Raw genomic sequence first — 16975 nt, 5'->3', positions numbered from 1 at the left:
TGCGTCCGATGTTGCAGGGCCTGCCCGACGACAACTGGATTTTGCGCCCGGACGTCGCCCCGGCCCTGTCGGCCATGCAGGCGGCGGGGCTGGTCTTTGATGCGCTGGTCTTCACGCGCTACCTGTCCGCCATAGAGGCCGTGGCGCAGCGCTATCCGGATTTGCGCATCGTCATCGACCACGCCGCCAAGCCCCCGATTGCCACGACTCAGGCCCAGCCCGAAGCGACGCGCGACTGGATTGAGGCCATGACGGCTATGGCGCGTCACCCCAATGTGGTGTGCAAACTCTCGGGTCTGTTTACCGAAATGCGCCTCGATCAACCCTTTGATGAGGCGGCCCCCTACGTGGCGCATCTACTGACGATCTTTGGCCCGCAGCGCCTGCTGTTCGGCTCTGACTGGCCGGTGGTGCGCCTCAACGGCGACTGGCAAAAGTGGAAACACTGGCTTGAGGACCAATTAAACCCATTGACGCCGGCAGAGCGTCAGGCCATCTTTTTCACTAATGCAAAAAGAATTTATGACCTACAGGGGGTCCCATGATCAGCGAAGATACCCGTCACAGCGACGGTGAAAAGGCTATGAAATACCGCGCGCCCGCCCTTGAAAAAGGGCTCGACGTGCTCGAACTTCTGGCCGCCAACAAACGGCCCATGACCTTGTCGCAGATTTCGCACCGGCTGGACCGCTCGGTCTCCGAACTGTTCCGCATGGTGCAGGTGCTGGAAAATCGCGGCTATGTGGCGCAATCGCAAAAGGGCGACGGGCTGGAACTGACCAACAAGCTGTTCTCGCTGGGCATGAGCCGCGGCCCCAGCCAGAACCTGCTGGCCTCGGCCCTGCCCCTGATGCAGGCCCTGTCCGAACAGGTGCGCCAATCCGTGCATCTGGCCATCGCCTCTGACGATCACATGGTCGTCATTGCGCGCATCGAAGCGCCCGGCGACCTCGGCTTTTCGGTGCGCGTCGGCTATCAGCGGCAACTGGTGCAATCGACCTCCGGCCTTGTGCTGTACGCCTTTCAGCCGCCCAAGCTGAAGGAGCAGATGAAGCACATGCTGCGCGGCACGGCGACGCCGCAGGAATGGCAGTTATTCGAAACCGTGGCCGAACGCGCCCTGCATCAGGGCTATGTGCAGGCCAAGAGCGATTTCGTCGATGGCGTGCTGGACGTCTCCTGCCCGGTCATGAACGACACCACGGTCATCGCCGCCATGACCATCCCCTGGCTGAAAACCCACGGCTGCCTGAGCCTCGAAGACACGGTGGCGCGACTGAAAGGCACGGCAGCGGCGCTGTCGCGCACGCTGGGCGGATAGGCGTTTTCGCCTGATACCAAGGGTCATTGGAAATGACTCTTGGTATTCCGTTCGAGAATTTCTCATGTCACTGACACATATGAGAAATTCTCGTTTCTTCAACGGCCGGATGCGGTCAGCATCTTCGGCCGTTGGTATGAGGTGAAAATCGACAGCGCGCTGATTTCATGAGCGAAAAGGAAAATGCGCGCGGTCGGCGCAATCGCGCCTGAGGCCTCTTGCGTCGGCGCTGTGTCGGCTATACATAAATTTTCATAAGCGATAATCATTTTTAAAAATGAACAGGGATGCACTGTGCCTATCAGCGATCTCCATACCATAGGCCGCACACAGGTCCGGGTCAGCGCGCTGGGTTTCGGCGCGGCGGCCATCGGCAATCTGTATAGCCCGGTCGATGACGCCACGGCAGCAGCGACGGTGAACGCGGCCACAGAGGGCGGCATCGGCTATATCGACACCGCCCCGCGTTACGGTCACGGCCTGTCGGAACGTCGCCTTGCGGACCTGCCCGCCGACATCATCATGTCGTCCAAGGTCGGGCGCGTGCTGACCCCCATCCCCGCCCCGCCGCCCGGCACCGAACGCCACGGCTTTGTCGATGGCGACCCGTTTGAGGAGCAGTTCGACTATTCCTACTCAGGGGTGATGCGCTCTTTCGAAGACAGCCTGAAGCGCCTCAACCGCGCCCGCATCGACATCGCGCTGGTGCACGACCTGGGCGTGGAGACTCACGGCAGCGGCAACGGATTCCATCTCGAAACCTTCCTGCGCGGCGGGCTTTTGGCCCTGCAAACCCTTAAGACGCAGGGCCTGATTGGGGCCATCGGCCTTGGGGTCAATGAGACGGCCATCTGTGATCAGGTTATGGAGAGGGCCGATATCGACGTCATTCTGCTGGCCGGGCGCTACACCCTGCTGGAACAGACGCCGCTGGATGGCTTTTTTGAGCGATGCGCGGCGCGCGGTGTGTCGGTTCTGGCCGCCGCACCGTTCAATTCAGGTCTGCTGGCCGGAGGCGCGCATTTCAACTACGCCGCCCCGCCCAGCGAAATCCTGACCCGTGTGAACGCCATCGAGGCCGTCTGCACCCGCCACCACGTGCCGCTGGCCGCCGCTGCGCTACAATTCCCCGGCTTCCATCCGGTCGTGGCCAGCACCGTCGTCGGCATGGCCAACCCGCAGCAGGTGGCGCGCAATATCGACCTGTTCAACCATCCCATCCCCACGGACCTGTGGCGCGATCTGAAGGCCGCCGGTCTGCTGCGCGCCGATGCGCCGGCGGGTGATGTTTCGCAAGCCTAAGAGTTCACGTGTCTATGTCCCTGCCCTCCCCCCTGATTTTATTGCACCCCGACGACAACGTAGCGGTGTGCCGCGCAGCGATTGCGGCGGGCAGTACGGTGACGGTGGGTGGTGAGACCCTGCCGGTCACCGAGGCCATAGAGGTCGGCCATAAGGTGGCCGTGCGTGATCTGAAAGCCGGGGACAAGATTTTCAAATACGGCGCGCCGATCGGCTCGATGACCAAAGACACGCCCAAAGGCGGCCACGTCCACATGCACAATATGAAAAGCGACTATATCTCATCCCACACCCGCGAAGCCTCCGGAGGTACGCATGCTTAAGGGCTATCTGCGGCCTGACGGCCGAAAGGGCATCCGCAATGTCATCGCCGTCGCCTATCTGGTCGAATGTGCCCACCACGTGGCGCGCCAGATCGTCACGAAGTCAGGCGACAGCGAAGTGCATCTGATCGGTTTTCCGGGCTGCTATCCCAACGACTACGCCTTCAAGGTGATGTCGGCGGTGACGACGCATCCCAATGTCGGCGGGGTTCTGCTGATCTCGCTGGGCTGCGAAAGCTTCAACCGTGAGCGCCTGAAGGCCGCCATCGAGGCGTCGGGCCGGCCGTGCGAAACCCTGGTCATCCAGCAGTCGGGCGGCACGCTTTCGACCATTCAGAAGGGCCTTGAGGCCGTGGCCCGCCTTCAGGCCGTAGCCGCGCAGACTCCGGTGGTTGAGATGGCGGTGTCAGAGCTGGTCATCGGCACCATCTGCGGCGGCTCAGACGGCACGTCGGGCATCACTGCCAATCCGGCGGTCGGTCGCGCCTTCGACTGGTTCGGGGCGCAAGGCGCGGCCTGCGTGTTTGAAGAGACCGGCGAACTGGTCGGCTGCGAAACCATTATGGCCAGCCGCGCCGTGACGCCGGAGCTGGGGGCGGAACTCGAAGCCTGCGTGCAGAAGGCCGAGGCCTATTACACCGTCATGGGGTTTGGGTCGTTCGCGCCGGGCAATGCCGAAGGCGGACTGACCACGCAGGAAGAAAAGTCGATGGGGGCCTATTCCAAGTCGGGATCGGCGCCCATCTGCGGCATCCTGAAACCCGGTGATCTGCCGCCGACGGGCGGGCTCTACCTGCTCGATGTGGTGCCGGACGGCGAACCGCGCTTTGGCTTCCCCAACATCTCGGACAATGCGGAAATCGTTGAGCTGATCGCCTGCGGTGCGCACGTGACCCTGTTCACCACGGGCCGCGGCTCTGTGGTGGGTTCGGCCATTTCTCCCGTCATCAAGGTCTGCGCCAATCCGGACACCTATCGCAAGCTGAGCGAGGATATGGATATCGACGCCGGCAAGATCATGGAAGGCCGCGCCACGCTGGATGAGGTCGGGCAGGAGATTATCGACAGCGTGCTGGCCGTCGCCGGTGGCACCCCCACCAAGTCCGAAGCCATGGGCCATCAGGAGTTCATCCTGACCTATAAGGCCTTCGACCCGCTGGGCCCGGCCTGCCTGCCGCTGCGCCGGGCGTAACCTATATACCTCCCCAGTTTACTGGGGAGGGGGACCGCACGAAGCGAAGCTGAGATGCGGTGGTGGGGGTTCTGAATGCGCCAGACCGTCACCGTCAGAGTCTTTGCCCCACCCAACCCTCTCCCGGTAAAACGGTGAAGGGAATGATTTCAAGAGACCGCACCATGTCACGACTTTCCGGAAAAACCGCCCTGATCACCGCCGCCGGGCAAGGCATTGGCCGCGCCACCGTCGAAGCCTATGTGCGCGAAGGCGCCACCGTCATCGCCGCCGACATCAACGACGCCAGCCTCAGCGAACTGGCGGCGCTTGACAATGTCATTGCGCGCAAGCTCGACGTCACCGATGCTGAGGCGGTCAAGGCCATCGCCGCTGAGTTCCCCCATATCGACATTCTTTATAACTGCGCCGGTTTTGTGCACGCCGGGACCATTCTCGACTGCGACGAAAAGGACTGGGCCTTTTCCAACAGCCTGAACGTCACGGCGCAGTACCGCCTGATCCGCGCCGTCCTGCCCAACATGATCGCGCGCGGTGGCGGCTCGATCATCAACATGTCGTCGATCGCCTCTTCGGTCAAAGGCATCCCCAACCGCTTCGCCTACTGCGCCACCAAGGCGGCGGTGATCGGCCTGACCAAGTCGGTGGCGGCGGACTTTGTGGCGCAGGGCATCCGCTGCAACGCCATCTGTCCCGGCACGGTGGAAACGCCGTCGCTGCTGCAACGCCTGCACGACACAGGCGATTTTGAGCAAGCCTATAAGGACTTCACCGCGCGTCAGGCCATGGGCCGCTTCGGCAAGCCGGAAGAACTGGCGGCGCTGGCTGTGTATCTGGGTTCGGACGAGTCCAAATTCACCACCGGCCGCGCCCACATCATCGACGGCGGCTGGGTGATGTAAGGGCTTTTTTAGCCACGAAAAACACGAAAATCACAAACTCCGAACCCTAGAGCATCCGTCGGCTCAGTTGAGCCGGCGAATAGCTCTAAACTTTTGTTTTAACGTGCTTTTTTATCCGAAAAGTGCGTCACACTTTTCGGCAAGAGTGAATTATGGCGCTTCGTACGATCAATCAGCGCAATGAAGTTCGTGTCTTTTCGTGTTTTTTGTGGCTAACTCTTCCTAAAACAGGAGGAACCCCATGCGCCTGATCTTAGCCGCTGCGCTGATCGCCCTGCCCTCGTTCGCCCTCGGAGCCCCGTCCATGGTCATCATCGACGAAAAGGACACGGTGGTCGAACAGCCCACGCCGCACGGCAATATCGGCATGTCCACTGCCTGGCGCATCAGCGACAAGGCCCCTCAGCGCGCCATGGAGTTCCGCAAGCGCAGCCTGCACAAGGGCGCGGCCATCGGTATCCACCCCATCGACCACGATGAGGTCTATTACGTCGTCTCCGGCACCGGGATTGTGGAATCGGACGGGGTGACCCACACCCTGACCGAGGGCATGACCGCGTATCTCTATGAAGGGGCTAAGGTCGGTATCAAACAGGTGGGCGATGAACCGCTTACCCTGATTATTTCGTACCCGTTGAAAGCCCGCACGAAATAGGCCTACCCGTGCAGGCTTATGTCCATCCAGATCAGCGCCACTTCGCCGGGCTTGAGGCAGCGCAGGCCGGAATTGGCGTGGTGGAAGGGGTCGGGCATATGGTTGACCGGCTCGGCGCAGAAAAAGTCCTGCCCCGGCGGCACATAGATGTGCAGCCAGTGACAATCCGGTGAGGCGCGCAAGGTCAGGACGGGCGTGCTGTCTTCATAAATATCGGCGCGCCCGGCAAAGCCCGTATGGCAGTGGTCAATCAGACCCGTGTCGCTGACGAAATCGCCCTTCGTCCAGTCCTTGCGCCACACGCCTGCGTACCATTCGGTCGGCAGGCAGTCCATATCGGCGATCCACACCCCATCGACGGGCGCTTTAAGCCGCGTCTGAGAGGTGCGGTTGAAATAGGGGTGAAAGCCCAGCCCCGCCGGCATGGCCGTAGTACTCAGGTTCTTGACGCTCAGCCAGACGCGCAGGCCCGCCGGACGCAGTTCGAACACCTGCCGCGCCTCATAGGCCCACGGCCACTCATCCGGCTGATGACGATAGGTCAGAACGGCCCGCGACGGCGATTGCTCGGCCACCGTCCAGCGCGCGCGCCAGCCCTGACCGTGCAGGGTATGCGGATGGTCGCCCAGATTGGGGGCCATATTCACCTTTTGCGTACCGATGGAGAAGCTGCCGTTACGAATGCGGTTACAGAACGGCACCAGCGGAAACGAGGCCGTCTCCAGCACGTCACGCGGGTCTTCGGGTGTCGGGCGCATATAGTCACGGCCCTTATGGCTCAAAGCGCCGATGGACCCGCCCAGATCCGGATGCAGGGCCAGCGTGGTGTCGCGTGCCGTCAGGGTCAGCGTCGAAAGAGCGATCATGTGGCATTTCCATTATTTTGTTTTTCAGACGCAAACGGCGGAGCCTGATCGAAGCTCCGCCGTTCTTTACTGTGTCGCTTGAGAGTTTACGCCTTCTTCCAGAGGCTTTCAATTGCCTCAAGGGTCCGGCCCTTGGTTTCCGGCACAAACTTCCACACGAAGACCGCCGCCAGCACCGAGAAGGCTGCATAGACGTAATAGTTGAGGCCGTGGTTGAAGGTGGCGTTCAGCGCGCTGTCGCCATCAATCACCTTGAACGACCAGGTGACGATGTAGTTCGAAATCCACTGGGCGGCGACGGCGATGGCCATGGCCTTACCCTTGATGGAGTTGGGGAACATTTCAGCCAGCAGCACCCACACGACCGGGCCCCACGACAGGGCGAAGCCGGCGATGTAGAGCATGGCGGCATAAAGCAACAACGTGCCTTCCTGCTTTTGCTGGAACAGGATACCGAGCGCGGCCATCGACACAGCCATAACCAGAGCGCCGAGGATCAGCAGCGGCTTGCGGCCCCAGTGATCGACGGTGAAGGTCGCCACCAGCGTGAACACCACATTGGCGGCACCGACCAGCACGGTCTGGAACAGGGCCTGATCGGTGCCCGACCCGATGTTTTTGAACATCAGCGGCGCGTAATAGAGCACGGCGTTGATACCGACGAACTGCTGAAACACCGACAGCAGCACACCGACCACGACGACACCAACGCCAAACGAGAACAGCTTACCCGAATGTTCACTGAGCGAGCCGCGGATTTCGTCCATAGTCGCCTGCGCTTCCTGCGGATCGTTCAGTTCGCTGAGCAGCTTGCGCGCCTTGTCTTCCTTCTGTTTCATCACGTACCAGCGCGGCGTGTCCGGCATGATGAAGGCGGCCAGGAAGAACAGGGCCGCCGGAATACCGGCCGAAGCCAGCATGTAGCGCCAGCCGGTCGAAAGCACCCACTCATCCGTGCCGGATTCCGCGATCTTCAGGTTGACGAAATAGACCAGCAGCATGCCGCCGACGATGGCGATCTGCTGGAAGGTGATCAGCAGGCCGCGCTGCTTGGCCGGGGCGATTTCAGCGATGTACAGCGGCGAAATCAGCGACGCCATGCCGATGGCGACCCCGCCGATAAAGCGGTAGATCATGAAGGGCGTCAGGCCCTCAACGCCCAGACCCCCGATGGGGGCCAGACCCAGTTCCGGATAGCCCGACAGGATCGACGAGGCGAAGAACAGAAACGCCGCAATCAGCATCCCGGCGCGACGGCCGAGCGAGGTGGACAGCGGCCCGGCGATCAGCGAGCCCAGCACGCAGCCCAGAAGCGCAATGCCGATGGCCGTACCGGCCAGAGAGTTACGCGCCACCTCGGTGAGGTCAGTGCGCGGCGTGACGAAATTATGGACGATGGCTTCTTCGGCGCCGGAAATCACGGCGGTGTCGTAGCCGAACAGGAGCCCGCCCAGAGCCGCGCCGATGGCGAGCCCCATGACCAGCCCCATATTCACTTTTCCAAGTGATGAGGACATTCAATTTTCCCTTCCCTGAGTGCAATCGGAGGATTGCAGACGTGTGACGCCTTCCGCTCTCTGGTCCCTGTGTATCGTTGGTGGTCGGGTGTGGCGGATCGGCGCAATGAAACTGAACCGCGCGCAGCGAGTCGTAAAGTCCGCTCTCTCAAAAAGTGAGACAGGGTCTTGGCTCACCGCGCCGCGGGCGTGGTTAATGTGCCTTAAATTTTCAGTCTGGCAAGCAAAAAGCTGATAGCGCTACCATGTGGAGGCCGGGTTTTACCGCAAAAATGCTGCGCAACATCCCTCCTCCCTGTTGCGCAGCAACAGGGAGGAGATTGCGGTCAGTGATTATGCCGCGGCATCTTGTCGGCGATCTTCGTATATTTCAGCGCCGGTTCCATCACCGCGCCCGTGTGCAGCTGCCCCACGGTCTGACGATAGATTTCCTGCCACATGGTCATGGACTCCGGATAGGCTGGGATGCCGTCGGCCTTGCGCTTTTCGATCTCTTCGTCAGAGACCAGCATGTCGCAGGCCCCGGTATTGATGTCGATGCGGATGGTGTCGCCGGTGCGCAGCCAGGCCAGCCCACCGCCCACTGCGCTTTCGGGTGAGGCATTGAGGATGGAGGGCGAATCCGCCGTCCCCGACTGACGCCCATCGCCGATGGTCGGCAGCGAGGTGATGCCTTTTTTCAGCAGCGCGTCGGGCGGCTGCATATTGACCACTTCGGCCGACCCCGGCCAGCCGACCGGGCCGGAGCCACGGATAACCAGAATACAATGCTCGTCGATATTCAGCGCCGGATCATTGATGCGCTCATGATAGTCGGTCGAGCCATCAAAGACGATAGCGCGGCCTTCGAACACCCCTTCGCGGCCCGGTTCGGACAGGTAGCGCTGACGGAATTCCGGCGAAATCACGCTGGTCTTCATAATGGCAAAGTCGAACAGATTGCCCTTGAGCACCAGGAAGCCCGCCCGCTCCATCAGCGGTTCGGCCACCGTGCGGATCATTTCGCGGTCGCGGGTTTCACGGCCTTCGACGTTTTCGGCAATCGTCTTGCCGGTAATCGTCGTCGCCGTGCCGTCCAGCATTCCGGCCTTCAAAAGCTCGACATGGATGGCCGGGACGCCGCCCGCGCGGTGGAAGCGCTCACCCAGATACTTGCCCGCCGGCTGCATGTTGAGGATCAGCGGAATGTCATAGGCTGCCATCCAGTCTTCGGGCGTCAGCTCGACCCCGGCGTGGCGCGCCATGGCCACAATATGCGGCTGGGCATTGGTCGAACCGCCCAGCGCCGCCACCGCAGCAATGGCATTGAGGAAGGAGGCCTTGGTCAGGATTTTCGAGGGCTTGAGGTCCTCATAGGCCATTTCGACGATGCGACGGCCCGTCTCGTAGGCCATCTGACCGCGCTCCCGATAGGGGGCCGGAATGGCGGAGCAGCCGGGCAGAGACAGGCCCATGGTTTCAGCCACGGCATTCATGGTCGAGGCCGTGCCCATTGTATTGCAATGCCCTGCCGACGGGGCGGAGGCGCAGGCGGCTTCGAGGAATTCGTCTTCGGTGATTTCACCGGCGGCCAGCTTGCGCCGTGAGCGCCAGATGACCGTGCCGGAACCGACCAGATCGCCGTCGTGCCAGCCGTCGAGCATCGGCCCGCCCGACAGCACAATGGCCGGAATATCGACGGCGGTGGCGGCCATAATGCCCGCCGGGGTGGTCTTGTCGCAACCGGTCGTCAGCACCACGGCATCGAGCGGGTAGCCGTGCAGGATTTCCACCAGCGTCATGAAGCTGAGGTTGCGGTCCACCGCGGCGGTCGGGCGGCGGCAGTTTTCAAAGATGGGGTGGCAGGGAAACTCCATGCAGATACCGCCCGCATCGCGGATGCCTTCGCGCACGCGCTGGGCCAGATCGAGATGGATGCGGTTGCACGGGCTGAGGTCGGAGCCCGACTGCGCGATACCGATAATGGGCCGGCCCGACCGCAGTTCCTGCGGCGTGATGCCGTAGTTCATGAAGCGCTCCAGATAGAGCGCCGCCATGTCGATATGGCCGGGGGCTTCGAACCATTCCTGCGAACGGAAACGGCCATTGGGGGTCGCGGGTGTACGGCTCATGGATTGCCCTCAGAGAAAATTTATTTCGTTTTGCGGCTGACCGGCCACATCGCTGCGGAAGCTGAACAGACCACCGGCCCGCGGTTGCGATTTCAGGTCTTCGGCGCTTAAGCCCTTCGCCGCCGTCGTCGCATAGACGGTTTTCAGGTCGCGGCTACCAAAGGCGATCTTGGTGACGTTCGACACCGGCAGATCGACCTTGCGGATCAGGCGGCCATCCGGCGCATAGACATGCACGCCCCAGCCAAAGAACAGACCCACCCAGACCTGGCCCTGGCTATCGACGATCGGGCCATCCATATAGCCTTCGCCATGGTCGCCGGTTTTGCCGGAGGCATCCAGTTGCGCAAACAGGCGCTTGTTATGGATGTCGCCGTGGTCGTCGAGATCGAAGGCGTAGATGTGCTTTTTCAGCGTATCGTTGTGATAGAGGGTCTTGCCGTCCGGGCTGACCGCCGGGCCATTGGTGATGACGTAGTCGTCGTCCATCACCTTCAGGCCGCGCGCGTCATAGCGGTACAGGCGACCGGTGGGTTTTTCCTCATCATCGTCCATCGACCCGAACCACAGGCGGCCCTTGGCATCAACAAAGCCGTCATTGAGGCGGTTGGTCGGCAGGCCCGGCTCGACATGGGTCAAAAGGGTGAAGGTGCCGGTCTTAGGGTCGAAATCGTAGAGGCCCGTCTTGCAGCCGACGACAAACCCGCCGCGTGTTTTGGGGGCGAGGAAGCCCGGCTCGGACGGGGCAAGGAAGGACTGATGCGAACCGATGTCGGGATCGTAGCGGTGAACGCGCTTTTGTTTGATATCGACGAACCACAGGGCGTGATCGCGCGCCGACCACACAGGCCCTTCGCCCAGCGTGGCCTTGAGGTCGAGAACACAGGTCGGTTGGAACAGTTGGGTCATCTGTATCTCCCTCCTCCCCTGCTCAGCGGGGGAGGTGTCAGCGCGAAGTCGCTGACGGAGGGGGCTATCCCACCCAAGCCGCGCCCCCTCCGGCTCGCAGGCTCGCCACCTCCCCCGCTTCGCCCAAGGGCTTGCAAGGGAGGAGAATTAGCTTATCGCCAACCGGCGTCGATCCAGTAGCCGTGGCCGGTGCACAGGGCGGCGTCGTCAGAGGCGAGGAATAGGGCCAGAGAGGCCACGTGCTGCGGCTCGATGCGGCCGTCGAGGCACTGGGCCTCAACGATCTGACGCTCGCCTTCGGGCGTGTACCACTTCATCTGGCGCGGCGTTTTGACATTGCCGGGGATGATGGTGGTGACGCGGATATTGTCGCGGCCCAACTCGCGGGCCAGCGCGCGCGTCATGCCTTCGATACCGGCCTTGGCCGTTTCATAGAGCGTCAGGTCGGGCAGGCCGAGGTGCCAGGAGATCGAGCCGAAATTGATGATGGCCCCGCCGCCAGCGGCCTTCATACCCGGTGCAATGGCGCGGGTGACCATCAGCATGTGCTTGAGGTTGACGCCGATATTCTTGTCGAAAAATTCCGAGGTGATTTCCGACAGCGAATGACGGTCATCGCGCGCCGCATTATTCAGCAGGATCGTCACCGGACCGTCGGCCTGAATGGTGGCCAGCACCTTTTCCAGCGCCGGCGTATCGGTCAGATCGCACTGATGATAGACTGGCGCGACGCCCAGAACCCCGGTGTCGATGGTGGCGGAAACTTCATCGACAAGGTCGATAAAGTGCACCTTGGCACCCTGATTGACGAAGGCCTTGACCAGCCCTCCGCCGATACCCGACCCCCCGCCGGTGATGAGAACCTTACGCCCTTTCAGGCTCGGATAGATGGCAGACGACATGTCTTCAGAACTTTCTACAAACAAACAGCTAGTGGTCTGATTTTGACATTTGCTACCGCTTGCAGCACGCTCGAGGGCAAATGTCAAAATCTTTAAGACCACTAGCAACTTTATGATTCTAGTGGAATTTTCAAATTTGACATTTGATTGCAATGGTCGCGGCAACTGGGTATCAAATGTCAAATTCATTCCACTAGGGACATCCCTGAACCTCGTTACAGGTGGTCTTCAGGATACGAACGGGTTATGCCGCGTCGGCCTTGGCCGTTTCGACCTTCAGCAGACCACGCGCAACGAGGTTCTGCATCAGGGCGACGATACCAAAGGTCCAGGCGCGCGCGTCTTTTGAGGTGGTGACGCGGTTTTCCAGCGTACCGAGCTTGGGCGAGGTGACAGTAACGATGTCGCCGACCTTGTGCGTGAAGCCGCGGCCCGGCGTGTCACGGTCCTGCGTCGCCGCAAACAGCGTGCCCAGCATCAGGACGAAGCCGTCAGGATAATGGTGCTCGCTCATCGCCTGACGGATCAGCTCCAGCGGATCACGGCTGATCTGATCCATCGAGGAACGTCCCTCCAGCACATAGCCTTCCGGCCCGTCGATGCGCAGATCGAGCACGGCGGAGCGCACGTCCTCAATCGTAAAGCCTTCATCGAACAGGCGGATGAACGGCCCCAGTGCGCACGAGGCGTTATTGTCCTTGGCCTTGCCCAGCAGCAGGGCAGAGCGGCCTTCGAAGCAGCGCAGATTGACGTCGTTACCGAGCGTGGCGCCCAGCGCACGGCCCTTCGGATCGACGACCATCACCACTTCGGGCTCAGGGTTGTTCCAGGTCGAGTCGGAGCGCACGCCGACCTCTTCGCCCCAGCCCACCGACGACAGGACCGGCGACTTGGTGAAGACTTCGGCGTCAGGGCCGATGGCAACTTCGAGATATTGCGACCACAGGCCGTCGGCGATCAGCGCCTCTTTCAGCTTGGCGGCAGCCTCGGTGCCCGGCACGACCGAGCGGATGTCGCCGCCGACGCGCGCCGCCAGATCATCGCGGATGGCCTGCGCCTGGTTGTAATCGCCGCGCGCGCGCTCTTCGATCACGCGCTCGACCGCCGACACGGCGAAGGTCACGCCGGCCGCCTTGACCACCTGAAGGTCGATGGGGGACAGCAGGGTCGATTGCCCTTCCCACGCCTTCTGGAAAGCGAAGTCTTCCAGCTTGCCGAGGCTTTTGCCGCCAACGGGTACGCCCTTTTCCGGCCAGTTCGCCAGAAGCTGCGCCACGGTCGGGGCCACCGCGCTCATGTCGAACACCTCGCCCCCCTTGACCAGCACCGGAGTCGGGCCTTCGGGCAGAAGGAGGCGGCCCACCAGCGTGGCATCGCGCCAATCTACCGGAAGCATGGCGGCAGGAAGGGAATCGGTCATGGTGACGCACCTTTGCTTTACGAATCGTCCGGACAGCCGGAAGGAAGGGACTCTGCTCAACCTGTAGCGTCCGGTCGCTAACCACCGGACTTTTTTATATTTTTTCCACACGGCCTCGCGCGCAACCGTGGCTACGCGGTTGAGCCGTTATGATACCGCTACCATTTCCAGCAGAAGTGTCCGCTTGTCAAGAGGCGACACCCTCCCGGTTACATTTTTCAGCTCTCAGTCGGTCGCGTCTTCGCCCGGTGCCGAAGAGGACTGACGTTCAATGATCGCAAAGTCGCGGATTTCGTGCACCGGGGCATAGGGCTGACCCGAACGGCGCGTGCGAATCTGCTCCAGCAGCATCTTCAGCCCCAGCGACGCCATGTCCGAAATCGGCTGACGCACGGTGGTCAGTTCCGGCCACACGGACGAGGCCATGGACGTATCGTCAAAGCCCACAATGGTCACGTCTCTGGGGACATCGAGGCCCAGCCGGTGGGCCGAGGCGACGGCTCCGGCCGCCATATCGTCGTTGGAGGCAAACAGCGCTGTCGGCCGCTCATCGCGCATCAGCAGGCTTTCGGCGGCATCAAAGCCTGAGCGATAGGTGAAATAGCCCTGCCCGATCAGCTTGTCTTCCGGCGTCAGCCCGGCCTTGGTCAGGGCGGCGATATAGCCCTCATGCCGCAACTGGCTGTAATAGGAGTTGGGGTTGCCCTTGATGAATCCGATGCGACGGTGGCCCAGCGCGATCAGCCGCTGCGTCATGGCGAAGGCCGCCTTGAAATCGTCGATGGAGACGCTGGCCGCATCCGGCGACGGACGCGACGTCGCCACGCCGACAAACGGCAGGCCCATCTCGCGCAGGGCCTTGGCGACGCGCGTCGAGTCCGACAAGGGCGGCGGCAGGACCACGCCATCGACGCCCAGCGATTTCAGCTTGTCCAGCACATCGGCCACCCCTTCGGGACCTTCGCAGCTTTCGATGATCAACTGACAGCCGCTTTGCGAGCTTTGGTGCAGGATGCCCAGCAGCAGCTCCGACAGGAAGGACATGGACGGGTTGGAATAGATCAGGGCGATGCGCGACGAATCCTGAGAGGCCAGAGAGCGCGCCGCCATGTTCGGCGAATAGTTTAGCGCCTCGATAGCTTCGGCCACCTTTTTGCGCGTCTCTTCGCGGACGTTCTTCTCACCATTGATGACGCGCGACACGGTCATCGGCGACACGCCGACGTGCCGGGCCACATCATGGATGGTGACGATGTTGCCGCCGCGACGACTGACCTTACGCGCCAATGCTTTACCCCTTGAGTGCCGCGCCACAGGACGCTGAATCGGATACGATCGTACAATTGTCGCACGCCCAAGCGGCAAAGGTAAAGAGGGACAGGCGCTTTGTTTTCATTAGCAAAATAAATTCTCACTTGAAAAAAAGTAAGCGCTGTCATAAGCCTGATCAACGACCTCGACCGCAAAACAGAAGCGAGGCGAACAGGGAAGATAGCCAGATGACCGCCACGAATCTGACAGGTGATGGCGACTCGGTCACAGAGATCGACGCCGGAGCCATGATAATAATTTACAGCAAAAATCCAGTGGAGACCGCCCGATGAAACTGACATCCCTGCGCCTGACCGCCGGTCTGCTGGCCCTGACGCTACCCCTGACGCCCCCCCTGTCGGCCGAGGCCGCGCCGCGCTTTGCCGCCATCTTCGGCGACCACGCCGTCTTGCAAAGAGAGGCCCCGGTGCGGGTGTGGGGCTTTGCCGACAAGGGCGAAACGGTCACCCTGCGCATCGCCGGTCAGACGGCGACCGCGACGGCGGACGCTTCGGGCCGCTGGGAGGCGACCCTGGCCCCCCTGCCCGCCGGTGGACCTTACGAACTGAGCCTGTCGGGCGGCGCGACGTTAAAAGACATTCTGGTGGGCGACGTGTTCCTGTGTTCGGGGCAATCGAACATGGAATTCACCACCAAATACGCTACCAATGCCTATAACGAGATCCTCAACTCGGCCAATGACCGCATCCGCTTCGTCACGGTCGAAAAAGACGCGCAACCCGCCGGCCCGCTGAGCGACCTGCCGAAATCACCGGCGTGGCGCGCGGTCGGACCGGAAACGACCGGCGACACCTCGGCTGTCTGCTACTACATGTTGAAGGCGCTGGCGGCGAAAACCGGTGTGCCCATCGGTATGATCCATTCGTCATGGGGCGGCTCAATGATCCAGTCATGGCTGAGCCAATCGACACTGGCTCAACTCAAAAGCTACGATACCGGCCTTGAGACGCTGAAACTCTACGCCCGCGACCCGCAGGCGGCGCAAAAGGGCTGGCAAAAGATGACGCAAGACTGGTGGGACACGCACGAACCGCAGGCGGTCGAAAAGCGCCAGTGGGCAAGCGTGGCCTATGACGACCGCGACTGGAAGACCATGGACACGAGGCGCTTCTGGGAAGAGTCGGGCGACCCGGCCCTTGCGGGCTTTGACGGCGTGGTATGGTATCGCAGCGAGATCACCCTGACCGCGGCACAGGCCAAATCGGCCACCACGCTGGTGCTGGGGGCGGTGGACGACGCCGATACCACCTTCATCAACGGCCAGGTCATTGGCTCGAGCGAAGGGTGGAACACGCCGCGCCGCTATGAGGTTCCCAAGGGCGTGCTGAAGGCCGGGCGCAACGTGATCGCGCTGCGGGCTGTCGATACGGGCGGCGGTGGCGGTATGTGGGGTGACCCCAAGCCGCGCGGCCTTTACCTCAGCGATGGCAAAATTATTCAAATTCCGGAAACGTGGAAATATAAAATTTCCACGCCCATGTCGGGCCTCAGCGATGTCCCCACCACACCGTGGCTGCCCACCTCCGGGCTGAGCACCCTCTATAACGGCATGATTGCCCCAATCGCGCCCTACACGCTGAAAGGTGCGGCCTGGTATCAGGGGGAATCCAATGCCAGCAATGCCAGGGAATATAGCCGTTTGCTGCCCGCCCTGTTTGCCGACTGGCGTGCCAGCTTCCGTCAACCCGACCTGCCCGTCGTTGTCGTGCAACTGGCCAATTTCGGCCCGGTAGTGAACGGCCCGGCCCCGTCACAATGGGCGGCCTTACGCGAATCCCAGCGCCTCAGCGTCAAGGCCGATGCGAAGACCGCTCTGGCCGTCAGCCTCGATGTCGGCGACCGTACCGACATCCACCCGACGCAGAAAAAGGTAGTGGGTGAGCGCGTGGCGCTGGGGATGCGCAAGGCCGCCTATGGCGAAGCCGTGGCTCTGTCGCCCGAACCCGTCTCGGCCAGCCGCCGTGGCGCGGATGTGGTGATCCGGTTCCGCGACACGGGCGGCAAACTGCTGACCTATTCGTCGGATCAGGCTATCGGCTTTGAAGCCTGCGACGGTGCCTGCCGCTATGTCAGCGCGACGGTCGAAGGCGATGTGGTGGTGCTGAAGGGCGCGGCGACGGCGAAGCAGGTCCGCTACGGCTGGGCCGACTCGCCTTATGTCAATCTCTACAGCACCAGCGACCTGCCCGTCGCCCCGTTCCAGATCGATATCCAATAATAGCA

General features: G+C 61.9%; 15 protein-coding genes. 8 read left to right on the top strand and 7 right to left on the bottom strand.

Features of this window, described 5'->3' with window-relative positions; translation table 11 throughout:
• From Q0072_RS14025 to Q0072_RS13995, 7 genes are all read left to right on the top strand, one after another.
• The coding region (locus Q0072_RS14025) for an amidohydrolase family protein (protein WP_298331265.1) at nt 1-545 on the top strand (545 nt) is incomplete at its 5' end.
• A complete protein-coding gene (locus Q0072_RS14020; RefSeq protein ID WP_013479394.1) occupies nt 542-1321 on the top strand; it encodes an IclR family transcriptional regulator in 780 nt (259 codons plus the stop codon). The genes Q0072_RS14025 and Q0072_RS14020, both read left to right, overlap by 4 nt.
• A gap of 294 nt (nt 1322-1615) precedes the next feature.
• On the top strand, nt 1616-2623 hold the full coding sequence (locus Q0072_RS14015) for an aldo/keto reductase (RefSeq protein ID WP_298331261.1): 1008 nt from the start codon (nt 1616-1618) through the stop codon (nt 2621-2623).
• Nucleotides 2624-2637: 14 nt separating this feature from the next.
• Entirely contained in the window at nt 2638-2946 is a 309-nt protein-coding gene (locus Q0072_RS14010) for a UxaA family hydrolase (protein WP_298331259.1), read from the top strand.
• Nucleotides 2939-4138, top strand: coding sequence for a UxaA family hydrolase (locus Q0072_RS14005; RefSeq protein WP_298331257.1), 1200 nt, complete (start codon nt 2939-2941; stop codon nt 4136-4138). The genes Q0072_RS14010 and Q0072_RS14005 overlap by 8 nt, the downstream gene beginning before the upstream one ends.
• 164 nt (nt 4139-4302) lie before the next feature.
• Nucleotides 4303-5040 (top strand): SDR family oxidoreductase, encoded by a 738-nt coding sequence (locus Q0072_RS14000; RefSeq protein WP_298331255.1) that lies wholly within the window; start codon nt 4303-4305, stop codon nt 5038-5040.
• A gap of 241 nt (nt 5041-5281) precedes the next feature.
• Nucleotides 5282-5695, top strand: coding sequence for a cupin domain-containing protein (locus Q0072_RS13995; protein WP_298331253.1), 414 nt, complete (start codon nt 5282-5284; stop codon nt 5693-5695).
• Nucleotides 5696-5697: 2 nt separating this feature from the next.
• Here the strand turns inward: Q0072_RS13995 and Q0072_RS13990 are convergent, their stop codons facing one another.
• The 7 genes from Q0072_RS13990 to Q0072_RS13960 all read right to left on the bottom strand — a co-directional run bounded on the left by Q0072_RS13990 (nt 5698) and on the right by Q0072_RS13960 (nt 14707).
• Nucleotides 5698-6561: an aldose 1-epimerase gene (locus tag Q0072_RS13990; protein ID WP_298331251.1), complete on the bottom strand. Its 864-nt coding sequence runs from the start codon at nt 6559-6561 to the stop codon at nt 5698-5700.
• Nucleotides 6562-6647: 86 nt separating this feature from the next.
• On the bottom strand, nt 6648-8078 hold the full coding sequence (gene xylE / locus Q0072_RS13985) for a D-xylose transporter XylE (RefSeq protein ID WP_298331249.1): 1431 nt from the start codon (nt 8076-8078) through the stop codon (nt 6648-6650).
• 326 nt (nt 8079-8404) lie between these two features.
• Entirely contained in the window at nt 8405-10189 is a 1785-nt protein-coding gene (locus Q0072_RS13980) for an IlvD/Edd family dehydratase (protein WP_298331247.1), read from the bottom strand.
• A 9-nt stretch (nt 10190-10198) separates the two neighbouring features.
• Nucleotides 10199-11098 carry an SMP-30/gluconolactonase/LRE family protein gene (locus Q0072_RS13975; RefSeq protein WP_298331245.1) on the bottom strand — a complete coding sequence of 300 codons (900 nt, stop codon included), beginning with the start codon at nt 11096-11098 and terminating at the stop codon, nt 10199-10201.
• Nucleotides 11099-11250: 152 nt separating this feature from the next.
• Nucleotides 11251-12000, bottom strand: a complete 750-nt coding sequence (locus Q0072_RS13970) for an SDR family oxidoreductase (protein ID WP_272742456.1) — start codon at nt 11998-12000, stop codon at nt 11251-11253.
• A 244-nt stretch (nt 12001-12244) separates the two neighbouring features.
• A complete protein-coding gene (locus Q0072_RS13965; protein WP_298331240.1) occupies nt 12245-13420 on the bottom strand; it encodes a fumarylacetoacetate hydrolase family protein in 1176 nt (391 codons plus the stop codon).
• 225 nt (nt 13421-13645) lie between these two features.
• On the bottom strand, nt 13646-14707 hold the full coding sequence (locus Q0072_RS13960) for a LacI family DNA-binding transcriptional regulator (RefSeq protein ID WP_126421204.1): 1062 nt from the start codon (nt 14705-14707) through the stop codon (nt 13646-13648).
• A 313-nt stretch (nt 14708-15020) separates the two neighbouring features.
• Here Q0072_RS13960 and Q0072_RS13955 point away from each other — a divergent pair, with 313 nt between their 5' ends.
• Nucleotides 15021-16970: a sialate O-acetylesterase gene (locus Q0072_RS13955; RefSeq protein WP_298331237.1), complete on the top strand. Its 1950-nt coding sequence runs from the start codon at nt 15021-15023 to the stop codon at nt 16968-16970.
• The last annotated feature ends 5 nt before the right edge of the window (nt 16971-16975 follow it).

It is taken from the genome of Asticcacaulis sp. (genome assembly GCF_027484505.1).
Lineage (GTDB): Bacteria > Pseudomonadota > Alphaproteobacteria > Caulobacterales > Caulobacteraceae > Asticcacaulis.
Note: the sequence above shows the minus strand (reverse complement) of the source record. Positions and strands in the feature narration are given on the sequence as shown.

Excerpts from the sequence above, each read along its gene's own strand:
- Q0072_RS14005 (WP_298331257.1), top strand. The coding sequence starts at position 2,939 with ATGCTTAAGGGCTATCTGCGGCCTGACGGCCGAAAGGGCATCCGCAAT.
- Q0072_RS14020 (WP_013479394.1), top strand. The coding sequence starts at position 542 with ATGATCAGCGAAGATACCCGTCACAGCGACGGTGAAAAGGCTATGAAA.
- Q0072_RS13995 (WP_298331253.1), top strand. The coding sequence starts at position 5,282 with ATGCGCCTGATCTTAGCCGCTGCGCTGATCGCCCTGCCCTCGTTCGCC.
- Q0072_RS14000 (WP_298331255.1), top strand. The coding sequence starts at position 4,303 with ATGTCACGACTTTCCGGAAAAACCGCCCTGATCACCGCCGCCGGGCAA.
- Q0072_RS13965 (WP_298331240.1), bottom strand. The coding sequence starts at position 13,420 with ATGACCGATTCCCTTCCTGCCGCCATGCTTCCGGTAGATTGGCGCGAT.
- Q0072_RS13990 (WP_298331251.1), bottom strand. The coding sequence starts at position 6,561 with ATGATCGCTCTTTCGACGCTGACCCTGACGGCACGCGACACCACGCTG.
- xylE (WP_298331249.1), bottom strand. The coding sequence starts at position 8,078 with ATGTCCTCATCACTTGGAAAAGTGAATATGGGGCTGGTCATGGGGCTC.
- Q0072_RS14010 (WP_298331259.1), top strand. The coding sequence starts at position 2,638 with ATGTCCCTGCCCTCCCCCCTGATTTTATTGCACCCCGACGACAACGTA.
- Q0072_RS13975 (WP_298331245.1), bottom strand. The coding sequence starts at position 11,098 with ATGACCCAACTGTTCCAACCGACCTGTGTTCTCGACCTCAAGGCCACG.
- Q0072_RS13955 (WP_298331237.1), top strand. The coding sequence starts at position 15,021 with ATGAAACTGACATCCCTGCGCCTGACCGCCGGTCTGCTGGCCCTGACG.
- Q0072_RS13970 (WP_272742456.1), bottom strand. The coding sequence starts at position 12,000 with ATGTCGTCTGCCATCTATCCGAGCCTGAAAGGGCGTAAGGTTCTCATC.
- Q0072_RS13980 (WP_298331247.1), bottom strand. The coding sequence starts at position 10,189 with ATGAGCCGTACACCCGCGACCCCCAATGGCCGTTTCCGTTCGCAGGAA.